Below are 15,504 nucleotides of genomic sequence, written 5' to 3'. Positions count from 1 at the left end.
GCGCGAGGCCGGCGCTCACCAGAACTCGGCGTTGCGGTTCGCCGCGTCCACGCGCGCCGGCAACCACAGCTCCAGCACGCGCTCCTGCCGCACTTGATCGGCCGGCAGCTGGCGGATCCACACCTCGACCGGCGGGGCGCCGGGCACTGTCCAGGCGCGTGCGATCAGCGGCAGCAGCGCCTCGGCGCAGGGTCGCTCGCGGCGGTCGTGCAGCACGAAGGTGGGCTGGGGCCAGGGCACCGGCCGGCGCGTGCCGCGCAGCGCGGCCGAGCGCACCACGTTCTCGACCGGCGCGACCTGCAGGCCATCGCCCGTCGCCGCCTGCAGCTCGCGCCGCAGCGTGCGAGCCTGCTGGCGCGAATCCTCGTCGTAGACCTGGGTGTAGAGCTGCAGCGGCCGGCCGTCGGACGCGCTGCAGGCGCCCGGCAGGCCGGGGTCCGGGTCGGCCGCCGTCACGACCGGCCCCCCGGCCGCGTCGGGCCCCGGCGTGACGGACGGCCCGGGCGCTGGCAGCGCGCCGGGGTCGCCAGTGTCCGTGCCTGAAGCCGAGGCACCGCCGGTGCGCCAGTCGGCCACCAGCTGCGCCAGACTGCGGCCGGCCGGCACCGGGGCCCAGTAGCTGAGCGCGCGGTCACCGACGTTCTGCTTGTTGATCGTCGCGCACACGCCGTTCTGCGCGCGCTCGGCTGCCGCCGCGCACTCGGCGCCCGCCTGCACCGGCCTGGCGCATTCGTCGCGCACGCGGCCGAGCAGGGCCTTCACGCCGTCGCGCTCGATCGGCAGCAGCGCCGGGCTGTCGCGCAGGTCGAACAGCAGCAGCAACTGCGTAGCAGCGTGGTCGGCCAGCCTGGGACAGCTGCCGTCCAGCGTCTTGAGCTCGTTCGACACCTCGGTGAACAGGCGCCGCACTTCCGTGCGCTCGTTGTTGCGGTTGGTGTTGATCTGCTCCTGCAACTGCCACAGCGACAGCAGCAGCGTGCCGCCCGCACCGAGGCCGATCGACGCGCTGATGGCGGTCGCGCGCGCGGTGCGGCGCCACCACGGCAGTTGTTCGGGCACGTCCTTGACGAGGCCGCCACGCAGCCGCGCGGCGACGCTGAGCGGATGGCGTTCACGGCGCCGCCAGCCCGGCAACTGGCTCATCCACGGCTCGTGCAGCTGGCGGCCGAAGTCCTCGCCGAGGCGGTGGTAGCTCTCCCACTGGGCCTCGTCGAAGTCCTGGTCGCCGGTGCTCTCGTGGGGGAAGGACACCTTGCGTTGCGCATACGCCAGCAGGTCGACGTCGAGCGCGTCGTGCAGGTTGGGCTTGATGACGAGCAGCGTGGCCTCGTGCCGCGCCGCCGCCCCGCCGGTGCCCGGCTCGACGCGGTAGCGGATGCGCGCGAGCAGCACGCCGCGCGACGAGTGGTTGTCGTCCATGTCCTCGGGCGACAGCACCGTGAGCTCGGTGCCGGCCAGCGTGAACAGCCGCGCGGCTTCCTCGCGGGTGTAGAACTCGATCTCCGCGCCGAGGTCGATGCGCGCCTTGCGCACCAGGTTCTCGATGTCGCCGAAGTCGTAGTCCCTGTCGGCGCCGCAGTCGGCGCAGACGATGAAGTCGACCCGGCGCTTGAGCAGCGCATACACGCCGGTGTTCTCGAAGTGGCCGCCGTCCGACAGGTACCACCAGGGCCGCGCCGAACCGAAGAAGGTGGCCGTGCCCTCGCTCCACAGCATCACCGGCTTGATGGCCGAACGCCACAGCCAGCGACGCAACGGCGTCAGCGTCGGCGGTGGCAGCGGCGTGCGCATCCAGTGGCCCAGGCGCACGCCCAGGAAGTACAGCATCAGCGCCCAGCCGCGCGAGGTGTAGGCGCCGGCGCCCGGTGCGGCGGCCGCGCCGGACACGGCGATCCAGCGGCCCAGCGTGCCCGCGTCGCTGTCCTCGCGCATCGGCGACCAGCCGCGCGCGCCGATCTCGAAGCCGCGCGCGCTGGCAGTGACCAGCGTGCCCTTGCGGTCGGCGTTGTAGAGCCCCGAGGCATCGTCGCGGGTCTGGTTCAGGCAGGCGTTGATCAGGTGGATGGGGCCGCCGGCGAGCTCGGGCTGGTAGCTGCGCAGGCCGGTGTCGTCGCCGGCCACCACGGTGGTCACGTCGTAGACGCCGTCGGGCGCGGGATCGGCCAGCTTGCGATCGGGGTTGCCGACCGCCAGGTAGGCGCGCGTGAGCCGGGCGCGGTAGAAGCTGTGCAGAGACGAGGCATTGGCCATCGGCGCGTTGCCGGCTGTCAGCAGCAGCCACACGATGCTGAGGCCCAGCAGGCAGGCGGCGCGCGCGCCCGGCGTGAGCTGGTCGAAGCCGCCCACCGGCGCCGGCGTGAACACCAGCCACTGCACGCCCACCACCCAGGCCGTCAGCAGCGCGGCGACGCCGAACAGCCCGGCGGCGTTCAGCAGCTTCGGCCCGATCGCGCTGACCGAGCCCGGCTGCGTGCGCTGCGACAGCTGCAACAGCGGTTGCGCGAAGCTGCGCAGCACCAGCACGACCAGGCCGCCGAGTCCGATGCCGCCGAGCACCCAGCGCTCGCCGCTCTGGATCTCGACCAGCAGCCACCAGCTCAGCAGGTCGAGCGCACCGAGCAGCAAGCCGCCCGCGGCCGCCAGCGTGACGATCCGCAGCGTGAAGGTATAGCGGTGGCGCAGCCGCGCCACCGCCAGCGAGCGCGTCTCGCGCGTCGTGACCAGCCGCACGTGAGCCCAGGCCAGACCCGCGGCACAGGAAGAGAACGCCAGCAGCGCCAGCACCGAGGCCTTCAGCGACGCCGTCAACCCCGGCAGGGGCGGGCGGGCCACCAGCCACATCAGTGCGACCACCGCGCACAGCAGCAGCACGAAGACGATGTCGCGCCACGGCACCGGCACGCGCTTCTCGCCGGGGTCGGCGCTCTCGCGCGCGACCCAGTAGCCGGTCATCAGGCCGGGCGCGGTGGCCGCCCACCACGCCGCGGCGAGCGGCCACCACAGCGTGCCCCAGGGCCGCCATGCGGTCGCGCTCGCGGCGCCGTCGCTGCCGGCCGACAGCGTGCTGACGGTGTGCCACAGGTGCGGGCCGATCACCAGCAGCGCGAATGGCAGGCTCACCGCCACGAACTCGCCGTGGATCGCGAGGAAGGCGCGCAGGTAGGTCACCACCGCGATGCCGATGTCGCGCGAGCCCGACGGCGTGAGGTAGCGGCCGTTGCGGCGCAGCCAGGCCAGCACCGGCGAGTCGTTGGCGCTCAGCAGCGCCTGGGCGCGCGCGATGCCGACCATCGCCACCAGCCGGCCGAACATCGCGCCGATGTAGCCCCCGCCGGACACCGTGGACAGATAGTCGACGCGCGGCAGCTGACCGCGCTGCGCCAGGCCGCGCAGCAGGCCGAGGCCGAAGGTCGCGCTGCGCACGCCGCCGCCCGACAGCGCGAGCCCGACGGTCGGCGCGTCGTCCGGCACGCCGGCCAGCACGCGGCGGCGCTGCAGCAGCACGCGCTCGGTGTCGGCCAGCGGCCGGGGCTCTTGCGGAGCCGTTGCGGGATCTGGCATGCAGTGGTCTCCCTGCGGCGCAGCCGCGCAGCGATCGTGCGCCGAACCGGGTCGCCGCCCCATCCCACGTCCCGCGTGTCCCCCCTCACCCCCGCCCTCTCCCCCCGTGGCCGGTGGAGAGGGAGCCAGCCCATCGACACCGCGCAGCGCCGTCCCCCTCTCCCGCCTGCGGGAGAGGGCCGGGGTGAGGGCCACCTCCCGACAGCCGCGCCCCGCTCAGGGGCCGATGCTGACCGTCACGACCGCGCTGTCGCCACGCTGTCCGCCGCCGTCGACCGCGCGGGCGAAGTACTGCACGCTGCCCGCGGCATTGGCGGGCACCGTCGTGTCGAGCTGGTAGGGCGGCAGGCCGTCGAAGCCCAGCAGCGTGGAACCGCTGCCGTCGATCCGGTAGAACTCGACCAAATCGACGCCGTAGTCGTCACTCGCCGCGGCCACCAGCCGCAGCGTGTCGCCGGGCGACGCGCTGGTGGGCGACACGGCCAGCGATGCGCTGGGCCGATCGTCGTCGCCGAAACCGAAGCCCAGCGAGACGCTGCCGCCGCAACCGGCGAGCGCCAGGACCGCGAGCAGGGCGGCGGCGCGGCGCCTCGCACACGCCGAGAGGAAGGAGACCATGCCGCAGCCTAGCGCGAGGCCCGGAGCCGATCAACCCGAAGGGTCGTCGGGCGTCCGTCGTCAAGCGGCCGGCCGCCGCGCCAGCTCTTCCCGCACCAGCCGCACCACCAGCCGGTCGAGCGACTCGACAGAGTAGTTGCCCACGTCGTGCGCCGTCTCGCGGCCCGGGCCGCTGGACGGTTCGTCGGCCTTCGCATAGGTGAGGAACACGAAGCGACCGCCGGTGTACTGCGCAGCCTGGCGGAACACGTACTCGCCGGTCGGGTCGAGGCCGCTGGCGCCGACCGCGAACAGCTTGATGCCGCGCGCCAGCGCGCCCTGCATGTCGTCGTCATACCAGGGTGCGCCGTGGTCGAGGTGGGGCGGCGCGTCGGCCACCAGCACCACCAGCCGCGTGGCACCGTCGCCGCGCCAGGACAACCGGTGCACGGTGGTGTGCAGCGCCTCGTTCAGCGCCTCGGGGTAGTCGCCACCGCCACCGGCCTGCAAGGCACCGAGGCTGCGCTGGAAGGCGTCGAGGTCCTTGCCGAAGTCGTGCGCGCGCACGAAGAACGCGTCGCCGCGGTCGCGGTAGGCCACCAGCGCGAAGCAGGTGTCGGGGCGGCTCGGCAGGCGGGCGATCTGGTCGGCCATCGACCGCATCGAGCGCTTGAGCTTGTCGATCTCGTCGGCCATCGAGCCGGTGGCGTCGACCAGGAACACGAGGTCGAGACGGGCGCGCTGCACCGGCAGGTCGCGGTCCAGCCGCACCTGCAGCGCATCGCGCTGGCCGCGCTGGAGCAGCGCGCGGCCCACGGTGCCGCCCTTGCGCACCTGCACTTCCATCAGCGACGGCGCGCCGCCCTGCATCACGCCCGGATGCAGCCACACCTGGCCACCGGCGTCGGTGCGGGCCCACAGCGGCAGCGAGCGGCCGTCGGCGTGCAGGCTGACCTGCGCATCGGCGACCGGCCGGCCGGCGGCGTCGTGCACCGTGAGCCGGTAGCGCTCCTGCACGTCGCGGGCGCGCACCGGCAGGTGCTCGTTGCGCGCGCGGTAGGCGAGGTAGGCGCCGAAATCGGCGTTGTCGTCGACGACGCCGGCCGAGACCGGCTCGTCGCGCGGCCGACGCGGCGTGGGTCCGGCCGGCGAACGCTCGTCGGCCTGCGCCACCGGCGGCGTGGCCGGCGCGCTGTTGCGCACCGCCGCCACGCTCTCCGAAGGCGCACCGCCGGTCGCCGCCGCCGATTCGGCCGCGGACTTGGCGGCGCCATGGCGGTCGGCTCGGCGGTCGCTGTCGTCGCGCTCCGCGTCGCCGCGGTAGCGCTCGCGCCGCTCGCGGCGGGCGGCCTGGCCGTCGCCCGGGCCGTCGAGCTCGATCGCCTGCGGCGAGCGGTCGCAGTCGCGCGCGTCCGGGCTCGCCGGTGGCCCGGACTGCGGGCCGGCCCACAGCGCGGAGGCCCAGCCGGGGCCGGTCGGTCGGGGCAGCGGACGCACAACCTCGGAGCGCGCCGGCGCGGGCGACACCCAGTCGTGCGCCTCGCTCCAGCCGACGCTGCAGGCGCTCAGCAGGCTGACGGCGGCCAGACCGGCCGGCCGCAGCCAGCCCGGGTAGAAAGTGGAAAGCAGGAACATCGACGACTCCAGTCGGTGAACAGAAAGAGGCCCGCGATCCGTCGCGCACCCAGGCTGGCTGATACGGCCGAGCCGCGCGAACGGGGTCAACGAAAGGGATCGAGCCGACCGTTCAACCCCGTTCGGTCCCGTCGCACGTAGAAGCCCCACCCGCCGCGATGGCAGACTGAGCAGGCCCATGTCCGACCCCACGCCCGAGCCCTCCGACGACACGCTGATGCAGGCCTTCGCCGGCGGCGACGCGCGCGCCTTCGAGCGGCTGTACGCGCGCCACCACGTCGCGCTCTACCGCTTCGTGCGCCGGCTGCTCGGCGGCGCCTGCGCGGCGCAGACCGACGAGGTGTTCCAGGACACCTGGCTGCGCGTGATCGATGCGCGCACCCGCTGGGCCCCGCGGGGTGCGAGCTTTCGCACCTGGCTGTTCACGCTGGGCCACCACCGCGCGATCGACTGCCTGCGCAAGAGCGGCCGCGAGGTGTCGGTCGATGCGCCGGGGCCCGACCCTTGGGAACCCGAGGGCGAGCCCTGGACCCGCTGGCCGGCCGCCCATGGTGCCGACGCACAGGGCGTCGACGAACTGGCCTTCTGGCGCGCCGCCGGCCAACGCCTGCTGGACTGCCTGGACGGTCTGCCGGCCGCGCAGAAGGCGGTGTTCCTGCTGCACCACGAGGACGGTCTGTCGTTGGCCGAACTCGCCGCAGCGCTGGAGCTGGGCTTCGAGACCGCCAAGAGCCGGCTGCGCTACGCGATGAGCAAGCTGCGCACCTGCATGGGCGCCTACCTGCCCGGTGCCGGCGTCGGCGCAGTGACCGTGCGCGAGGGGAGCGCATGAACCACCCGCATCCGCCCGAGCCGGCCGGCCACGACGACGACCTGGCGCGCGACGCCCACCTGCGCGCGGCCCTGCGGCATGCGCCGGACCGCGACGCCCGCCCGCCGGCCGAGCTGAGCCGGCGCATCCTCGACGCCGCGCGGGCCGCCGCGCTGTCCTCGGCGAAGACGACGGCGCGACCGGCCACCGGCTCGTGGGCGCGTGCGCGCGCCTGGCTGGCCTCCGGCATCGAAGGGCTGCGCCATCCGGGCGCGACGGCGGCGTTCGCGAGCCTGATGCTCGCCACCGTGATCGGCGTGATGTGGCGCGACGGCCCGCCGTCCGAGATCGAACCGGTCCACGACAGAGCCGCCCCTGCGGCGCCGTCGACCGAATCGCCGGCCTCCCAGGCGCACGCCGTCGCGCCGCCCGCTGAGCCGACAGCGGAAGCCCGCGACGCATCGGCCGCAGCGGCCCGGCGCGACGACGAGGCCCGGCGCGAGGCGGCCCCTCCACGGCCGCGCGCGACGGCCCCCAGACCGGCCGTCGCCCCCGCCGCGAAGGCGACGGCCGAAGTGGCCGGCCCCCCGCCCCCCGTCGCGCCGCCGGCACCTTCGATCGCGGCACCGGCAGCCGCACCCACCGCGCCCTCGGACCGGGCTCGCGCCACGGCGCAGAACCAGGCGGCCGCGCCGGCCGGGGGTGCCGCCGCAGAACGCGGGGCCGCCGACGAGCGGCGGCTCTCCACCGCGGCGCCCGAACACGATCCGCTGGCTGCGCCGATCGCCGCGCTGCGCGGCAGCAGCGGCGCAGGTGCGCCGGCACGGCTGGCGCGCCGCGCCGAGGCCGACGCGGCGGCGCCGTCGTCCGCGGCAGCGGTGCTACCGAGCGCCCTCGCGTGGTTCGGCGAAGCGCAGGCACTGACGCGCGGCCAGTGGCGTCCGGTGACCGCCGACACGTCGGCGGCCCGGCCGGCGGCCTGGACCGAGGCGCTATCGGCCGACGGCCACCCGCTGGGCCTCGTGGCGATCCTGGACGGCGCGCTGTGGTGGCAGCCCGCCGGCGAGGACGGCCGCACCTGGCGGGCGCCGCTGCCGGCCGGCAGCGCGGCGCAACGCCTGGGCGAGGCGCTGACCTCGGGCGCCCTGGACCGGCTGCCGCCCCGACCCTGAGCGCCTGCGCGCGAACGGTCGGCCCCGCATAATGGCGGGTTGCCCTGCACGCCTGCGGGGCTAGGGCCTGTTAACGCTACCGGAGGGCTCGCGTGACCCATGAAACGGACGCCATCAAGGCGCACAGCGCAGCCGGGGTCGGCCCCCGGCGAGCGTGGGCAACGCCGAGGGCGCCCGTTTCCTGGGATCACCCTTCGGGCCCGTGCTGCGCAGACCGCAGGGAGGCGTTGCTCAGTCGTTGCGTGCAACAGCACGCCGCCTCCTTCGCGCCTACCCCTGCGGCCTGCGCAGCACGGGCGCGAGCCCTCCGGTAGCGTTAACAGGCCCTAACCCACCATGCTGGACACGCCCCCACCCGATCGCGCTGCCGCAGCCTCAGCCGCCGACGAGCACGAGGCCCCGTCGCGCCGCCTGCCGGCCGCCGAGCCGGCCGCGATGATCCGCGTGCGCGGCGCACGCACGCACAACCTGAAGAACATCGACCTCGACATCCCGCGACTGCAGCTGGTGGTGATCACCGGCCTGTCGGGCTCGGGCAAGTCGAGCCTGGCGTTCGATACGCTGTATGCCGAGGGCCAGCGCCGCTACGTCGAGAGCCTCAGCGCCTACGCGCGGCAGTTCCTGCAACTGATGGACAAGCCCGATGTCGACGTGATCGAGGGCTTGTCGCCGGCCATCAGCATCGAGCAGAAGGCCACATCGCACAACCCGCGCTCCACCGTCGGCACCGTCACCGAGATCCACGACTACCTGCGCCTGCTGTACGCCCGCGCCGGCACGCCGTTCTGCCCCGACCACGAGCTGCCGCTGCAGGCCCAGAGCGTGAGCCAGATGGTCGACGCGGTGCTCGCGCTGCCCGCGGACACGCGGCTGATGATCCTGGCGCCGGTGCTGCGCGAGCGCAAGGGCGAGCACGGCGAGCTGTTCGAGGACATGCAGGCGCGCGGCTACGTGCGCTTCCGGATCGACGGCACGGTGCACGAGATCACCGACCTGCCCAAGCTGAAGAAGAACGAGAAGCACGACATCGACGTGGTGATCGACCGGCTCAAGGTGCGGCCCGAGATGGGGCAGCGCCTGGCCGAGAGCTTCGAGGCGGCGCTGCGCTTCGCCGACGGGCGAGCGATCGCGTGGGAGATGGACTCTGGCCAGGAGCATCTGTTCTCCGCCAAGTTCGCCTGCCCGATCTGCAGCTACTCGCTGGCCGAGCTGGAGCCGCGGCTGTTCTCGTTCAACTCGCCGGTCGGCGCCTGCCCGAGCTGCGACGGCCTCGGCGAGGTGACGGTGTTCGACCCGGAGCGCGTGGTCGCCTTCCCGTCGCTCAGCCTCGCCAGCGGCGCGATCAAGGGCTGGGACCGGCGCAACGCCTACACGCACTCGATCCTGGAGAGCGTGGCGCGGCACTACGGCTTCGACACCGACACGCCATTCGAGCAGCTGTCGGCCGAGCATCGGCAAGTGCTGCTGCACGGCTCGGGCGAGACCGAGATCGCCTTCGTCTACGCCAGCGAGGCCGCGAGCGGCAAGAAGCGCAGCGTGAAGCGCTCGCATCCGTTCGAAGGCATCATCCCGAGCTTCGAGCGGCGCTACCGCGAGACCGATTCGGTCGCGGTGCGCGAGGACCTGGCGCGCTACCAGGCCGCCAAGCCCTGCCCCGACTGCCACGGCACCCGGCTGCGGCGCGAAGCGCGCCACGTGAAGCTGGTCGACGTGGCGAGCGGCACGGCGCGGCCGATCTACGAGATCGCGCACGCGACGCTGCGCGAGGCGCAGCAGGTGTTCGACGGCCTGCGGCTGCAGGGCGCCAAGGCCGAGATCGCCGACAAGGTGGTGCGCGAGATCTCGTCGCGGCTCAAGTTCCTGAACGACGTGGGGCTCAACTACCTGAGCCTGGACCGCAGCGCCGACACGCTGTCGGGCGGCGAGGCGCAGCGCATCCGCCTGGCCAGCCAGATCGGCTCCGGCCTGACCGGCGTGATGTACGTGCTCGACGAGCCCAGCATCGGCCTGCACCAGCGCGACAACGACCGGCTGATCGCAACGCTGAAGCACCTGCGCGACATCGGCAACAGCGTGCTGGTGGTCGAGCACGACGAGGACATGATCCGCGCCGCCGACCACGTGATCGACATGGGCCCCGGCGCCGGCGTGCACGGCGGGCGCGTGATCGCGCAAGGCCGCTTCGCCGACGTGTGCGCGGCGCCGGAATCGCTGACCGGCCAGTACCTCGGCCGCGCGCTGCGCATCGCGGTGCCGCGGCATCGCACGCCATGGCGCAGCGACGCGGCACCGCGCACCGACGGCGACGCCGCCGCGCCTGGCGTGCCGCCACGCAAGGCCGGCAAGAATGAACCCACGCCCGGCCAGCGCGCCTGGGCCGAGCGTGGCGCGATCACCGCGCTGCGCATCGCCGGCGCGCGCGGCAACAACCTCCGGGGCGTGAGCGTCGAGATCCCGGTCGGCCTGCTGACCTGCGTGACCGGCGTGTCGGGTTCCGGCAAGAGCACGCTGGTCAACGACACGCTGTACGCCGCGGTGGCGCGCAAGCTCTACCAGAGCCACCTCGACCCGGCACCGCACGACGAGATCGACGGCATCGAGCACTTCGACAAGGTGATCAACGTCGACCAGAGCCCGATCGGCCGCACGCCGCGCTCCAACCCGGCCACCTACACCGGCCTGTTCACGCCGATCCGCGAACTGTTCGCCGAGGTGCCGGCGGCGCGCGAGCGCGGCTACGGACCGGGCCGCTTCAGCTTCAACGTGGCCGGCGGGCGCTGCGAGGCCTGCCAGGGCGACGGCGTGCTGAAGGTCGAGATGCACTTCCTGCCCGACGTCTACGTGCCCTGCGATGTCTGCCATGGCAAGCGCTACAACCGAGAGACGCTCGAGGTGCTCTACAAGGGCAAGAACATCACCGAGGTGCTGAACCTCACGGTGGAGGACGCGCACGCCTACTTCAGCGCCGTGCCGAGCATCGCGCGCAAGCTGCAGACGCTGCTCGACGTGGGCCTGGGCTACATCACGCTGGGCCAGAGTGCCACCACGCTGTCGGGCGGCGAGGCCCAGCGGGTGAAGCTCGCGCTCGAGCTGAGCAAGCGCGACACCGGCCGCACGCTCTACATCCTCGACGAGCCGACCACCGGCCTGCACTTCGCCGACATCGACCTGCTGCTGAAGGTGCTGCACCAGCTGCGCGACGCCGGCAACACCATCGTCGTGATCGAGCACAACCTCGACGTCATCAAGACCGCCGACTGGCTGATCGACATGGGCCCCGAAGGCGGTGCCGGCGGCGGCCAGGTGGTCGCGGTGGGCACGCCCGAGGAGGTGGCCGCCAACCCGGCGAGCCACACCGGGCGCTACCTGCGGCCGCTGCTGGGCGAATAGCGCTCCGTATGCGGCCCCCTCTCCTGCACGCGGGAGAGGGCCGGGGTGAGGGTCTCCCCAGAATCACTCCACCAACCGGATCTCCACGCGACGCGCCTCCGGCGCGGCACCGTCGCCCAAGGTCACGTCGGGCTTGCGCAGCGCGATGCGCGCGGCGTCCACGCCCTCGGCCACCAGCGCCGCACGCACGGTCTTCGCACGCTCCTTGGCGAGCTCGGCGTTCAGTGCCGCGGCACCGCTCGCGTCATGGAAGCCCGACAGCACGACGCGGCGCTTCGGCTCGTCCTTCACGGCCTGGATCGCCTTGTCCAGTGCGACGAGCGCGCCATCCGGCAGCACCGACTGGCCCACCGCGAAATAGACCGTGCCGACCACGTCGCCTTCGAGCGGGCCGTCGACGAAGGTCAGCGCTTCCGCGCCCGCCGTCGCACCGGCTTGCACGCTGCCGCCGCCCGCGGCGGCATTCATCGCCCGGATCGACAGCCCGCCGATCAGGCCGGCCACCACCAGGAACACCACGGCCAGGGCCGTCCAGACGCCGATGCGCGTGCCTTCGTCTTCTTGATCGAACATGTTCGTCCTGCCTTGCGTGTAAGTTGTTGAGCGACGCGCGATTCTAAGAAGCGAAGGTGACACGCCCTGCGCGACGCCCAGAATCCCGCAAACGGCAACACCGCGACGAAGGGCCACTCGCACATCCCTCCGCAGGGATCCGAGGCTGCCTCTAGACTCGAACCACAGGCGCCCGAGCGCCGGCCCATTCCTTCTCGAGCGGAGACCCCCATGCGCCCCACCATCGACTACTACCTGGCGCCGCAGTCGCCGTACACCTACCTCGGCCACCTGCGCTTCTGGGACATTGCCCGCAAGGCCGGCGCAACGATCCGCGTGATGCCGGTCGACCTGGGCGGCAAGGTGTTCCCGGTCTCGGGCGGCCTGCCGCTGGGCAAGCGCGCGCCGCAGCGTCAGGCCTACCGGCTGGTGGAGCTCAAGCGCTTCAGCGAGTGGCTGCATGCACCGATGAACCTGGAGCCGAAGTACTTTCCGGTCAACGGTGACGATGCGGCTCGGCTGATCATCGCGGTCGACCTGCACGACGGCGCCGATGCCGCGATGGCCATCGCCGACAGCATCCTGCGCGCGGTGTGGGTCCACGACCGCAACATCGCCGACGAGGCGGTGCTCGCGTCGCTGCTGGTCGAGCGCGAACTGCCCGCGGCGCGGCTCGAAGCCGCTCACTCGCAGGCGGTGCAGGAGCGCTACGAGGCCGATTCGCAGGCGGCGGTCGATGCAGGCGTGTTCGGCGCGCCGAGCTACGTGGTGCAGGGCGAGATCTTCTGGGGCCAGGACCGGCTCGATTTCTTCGAGCGGCGGCTGAAGGCCGGCTGAACGCCGCGCCGACGGCCGAAGCTGCGGCGACGACGCCACAATACGCGGGCCCGCCCCGCGACACCATGCCGATCCCCTTCCATCCCCGAGAGGCGCAGCGCCTGGCGCTGCTGCGCGAGCTCGGGGTGCTCGGCAGCCCGGCAGGTGCCGGCCTCGACGCGCTGACCGCTTGCGCGGCGCGGCTCACCGGAGCGCCGCTGGCAGCGATCTCGCTGGTCGACGAAGACGCGCAGTGGTTCCTGTCACGCAGCGGCTTCGAGCTCGCCCAGATCCCGCGCAGCCAGGGCTTCTGCTCGCACGCGATCCTCGGCGAGGGCCTGTTCACCGTGCCGGACCTGGCCCGCGACCCACGCTTTCGCGACAGCCCACTGGTCACCGACGGCCCGCGCGTGCGCTTCTACGCCGGGCAGCCTTTGACCATCGACGGGCTGGCGGTCGGCACGCTGTGCGTGCTCGATCTGCAGCCCCGCACGCTCGGCGCCGGCGAACGCGAAGCACTGGCGCAGCTGGGCCGTGCCGCGGTCGAACTGCTGCAGTCGCAGCAGCGCCTGCGAGACGCCTCTCGACTGCGCGAGCGCCTGTTCGACTTCGCGCGCGCCGGCGGTGACTGGATGTGGGAGAGCGATGCGCAGCATCGCTACCGCTGGCTGTCCGAAGCCTTCCAGCCGATCACCGGCATCGACCCGCGCCAGCAGCTCGGTGAACCGATCACCGATGCCCAGTTGCTCGACGCCGACGGCAGCCCGCGGGTCCCGGCGCAGTACTACCGGGCGCTGCTCGGCCGCCAGGAGCCGTTCGCACGGGTGCTGACCGCCAAGCACACTCCGCGCGGGCTGCTCTACCTGTCGCGCAGCGCGGTGCCGGTGTTCGACACGGCTGGCCGCTTCGAGGGCTATCGCGGCACGGTGCGCGACGTCACGTCGACGCTGGCCGCTGCCAATGAGGCACGCCGCGGCGAGGTGACGCTGCGCGAGCTGGCGGCGCAGGTGCCGGGCATGCTGTTCACCTTCGAGGAACATCCCGACGGCCGGGCCGGCTACCCCTTCGTCAGCGACGGCGCCGAACGCGTGCTGGGCATGCCGGCAGCGACACTGCAGGCCGATGCGCTGACCTTCTTCCGCCACGTTCACCCGCCTGATCTCGCGCCGCTCGGCAAGGCCCTGGCCGAGGGCGCGGCGCGGCTGACACGGTTGGAGCACAGCTTCCGGATGGCCTTGCCCGATGGCTCGCTGCGCTGGTTCGAGATGCGTGCGGCGCCGACGCGCCTGGGTGACGGCGGCACGCTGTGGCACGGCTTCACCGCCGACGTGACTGCGCGCAAGGCGATCGAGGAAGCGCTGCAGGCACATGAGGAGCGCTGGCAGATCGCCGCCGACGCGGCGCGCATCGGCATCGCCGAGTTCGTGCTGGCCACCGGCCTCGTCAGCCTCGATCGCCGCGCCTGCGTCAATCACGGCCTTCCGTTCCCGCACGGCCGGGTGACGCTCGACGACTGGATGGCACAGATTGATCCCGCCGATCGCGACGCCGTGATGGCCGGCATCGGCGAGGCGCTGGCCGGCGAACGGCCCTTCGAGGGCCGTTACCGGATCCGCCGGCCCGACGGCAGCGTGCGCTGGCTCGAGTTCGTGGTGCGTGCCACGCGCGACGAGGCCGGCGCACCGACCGGCGTCATCGGCACCTGCCGCGACGTGCACGAGCAGCAGCTGGCCGACGAGTTGTCGCGCGGCATGCAGGAGGCCGAACGGGCGAGCCGCGCCAAGAGCGAATTCCTGTCGCGGGTGAGCCACGAACTGCGCACGCCGCTGAACGGCATCCTCGGCTTCACGCAGCTGATGGCACTGGACGAGGACCACCCGCTGGCGGCCCCGCAGGCGCAGCGCCTCGCGAGCGTGCAGCGCGCCGGCAACCGGCTGCTGAACCTGATCAACGACGTGCTGGAGATCAGCCGCATCGAAAGCGCCGAGGTCGCAGTGCGTACGCTGGCGGTCGATCTCGACGCCGCGCTGCACGCCAGCCTGAGCCTGGTGCAGTCGCTGGCGCGCGGGCGTTCGATCACCATCGAGCCGACGCCGCCGAGCGGGATGTGGGTCAGCGGCGACGAACGCGCGCTCGAGCAGGTGCTGGTGAACCTGCTGTCCAACGCCATCAAGTACAGCGGCGAACAGAGCCCGGTGGTGTTGGGCCTGCAGCGCCGGGACGGGACAGTGAGCATCGCGGTGCGCGACCGGGGCGTCGGCCTGACGACCGAGCAGCAGGCGCGGCTGTTCCAGCCTTTCGACCGACTGGGCGCCGAACGGCGCCGCATCGAGGGCAGCGGCCTCGGCCTGGTGATCGCACGCCAGTTGGCCGAGGCGATGGGCGGCCGCATCGATGTCGTCAGCGTGCCGGGTGCCGGATCGACCTTCACCTTGCAATTGCCCGAGGCAGAGGAACCGAGCGGCAGCGCCTACCTCGCCACGCAGCCCGCGGCGCTGCTGCATGAGCCGCCCGCGCCGCGGCGCACGCAGCGGCAGGTGGTCTACATCGAGGACGAGCTGCTCAACCAGGTGCTGCTGCAGGAGGTGTTCCGCGCCCGCCCGGACTGGCAGCTGCACATCGCCGACGACGGCGCCAGCGGCCTGCGGCTGGCGCGCGAGCTCTCGCCGCACCTGATGCTGATCGACATGAACCTGCCCGACACCAACGGCCTGGCGTTGGTGCAGGCGCTGCGCGCCGATCCGTCGACGCGGGCGCTGCGCTGCATCGCACTGTCGGCCGACGCCATGAACGAGCAGATCGTGGCAGCGCGCCGCGCCGGCTTCGACGATTACTGGACCAAGCCGATCGACGTGGCGCAGGTGCTGGCCGGGCTCGACGCCGTGCTGGACGGCGCGGCTTAGGGCCTCTTCACGCCGCGTCACGGCTCCGGTCTCGCCCCACGGGGGCCCTCGGCCCGGTGCCCCCGCG

General features: G+C 73.1%; 9 protein-coding genes. 5 read left to right on the top strand and 4 right to left on the bottom strand.

Annotated features, from left to right (window positions below):
• Positions 1–15 precede the first annotated feature (15 nt).
• The 3 genes from ASC67_RS20805 to ASC67_RS11390 all read right to left on the bottom strand — a co-directional run bounded on the left by ASC67_RS20805 (position 16) and on the right by ASC67_RS11390 (position 5,793).
• Positions 16–3,561, bottom strand: coding sequence for a patatin-like phospholipase family protein (locus tag ASC67_RS20805; protein WP_056320029.1), 3,546 nt, complete (start codon positions 3,559–3,561; stop codon positions 16–18).
• 216 nt (positions 3,562–3,777) lie between these two features.
• Complete coding sequence (locus ASC67_RS11395; protein WP_056320027.1) at positions 3,778–4,179, bottom strand: Ig-like domain-containing protein; 402 nt, start codon at positions 4,177–4,179, stop codon at positions 3,778–3,780.
• A 60-nt stretch (positions 4,180–4,239) separates the two neighbouring features.
• Positions 4,240–5,793: a VWA domain-containing protein gene (locus ASC67_RS11390; protein WP_056320022.1), complete on the bottom strand. Its 1,554-nt coding sequence runs from the start codon at positions 5,791–5,793 to the stop codon at positions 4,240–4,242.
• A 178-nt stretch (positions 5,794–5,971) separates the two neighbouring features.
• On the opposite strand from ASC67_RS11390, the gene ASC67_RS11385 reads away from it, so the two are divergent.
• The 3 genes from ASC67_RS11385 to uvrA all read left to right on the top strand — a co-directional run bounded on the left by ASC67_RS11385 (position 5,972) and on the right by uvrA (position 11,166).
• The gene (locus tag ASC67_RS11385; RefSeq protein WP_056320015.1) at positions 5,972–6,625 is read left to right on the top strand and encodes a sigma-70 family RNA polymerase sigma factor; all 654 of its coding nucleotides are present in this window, start codon (positions 5,972–5,974) and stop codon (positions 6,623–6,625) included.
• Positions 6,622–7,776: a hypothetical protein gene (locus tag ASC67_RS11380; protein WP_056320012.1), complete on the top strand. Its 1,155-nt coding sequence runs from the start codon at positions 6,622–6,624 to the stop codon at positions 7,774–7,776. The genes ASC67_RS11385 and ASC67_RS11380 overlap by 4 nt, the downstream gene beginning before the upstream one ends.
• A 435-nt stretch (positions 7,777–8,211) precedes the next feature.
• Positions 8,212–11,166: an excinuclease ABC subunit UvrA gene (uvrA, locus tag ASC67_RS11375; protein WP_235566306.1), complete on the top strand. Its 2,955-nt coding sequence runs from the start codon at positions 8,212–8,214 to the stop codon at positions 11,164–11,166.
• 63 nt (positions 11,167–11,229) lie between these two features.
• Here uvrA and ASC67_RS11370 read toward each other — a convergent pair whose 3' ends face one another.
• Positions 11,230–11,739 carry an OmpA family protein gene (locus ASC67_RS11370; RefSeq protein WP_056320005.1) on the bottom strand — a complete coding sequence of 170 codons (510 nt, stop codon included), beginning with the start codon at positions 11,737–11,739 and terminating at the stop codon, positions 11,230–11,232.
• A 210-nt stretch (positions 11,740–11,949) separates the two neighbouring features.
• Between ASC67_RS11370 and ASC67_RS11365 the strand changes: the two genes are divergently transcribed.
• Together ASC67_RS11365 and ASC67_RS11360 are read left to right on the top strand one after the other, a co-directional pair.
• Complete coding sequence (locus ASC67_RS11365) at positions 11,950–12,555, top strand: 2-hydroxychromene-2-carboxylate isomerase (RefSeq protein ID WP_056320002.1); 606 nt, start codon at positions 11,950–11,952, stop codon at positions 12,553–12,555.
• Positions 12,556–12,620: 65 nt separating this feature from the next.
• Positions 12,621–15,437, top strand: a complete 2,817-nt coding sequence (locus ASC67_RS11360) for an ATP-binding protein (protein ID WP_056319996.1) — start codon at positions 12,621–12,623, stop codon at positions 15,435–15,437.
• The last annotated feature ends 67 nt before the right edge of the window (positions 15,438–15,504 follow it).

This window comes from Methylibium sp. Root1272, from assembly GCF_001425905.1.
In the GTDB taxonomy this organism is placed as follows: Bacteria; Pseudomonadota; Gammaproteobacteria; order Burkholderiales; family Burkholderiaceae_C; genus Methylibium.
This window is presented reverse-complemented; position numbering and strand designations above follow the sequence as displayed.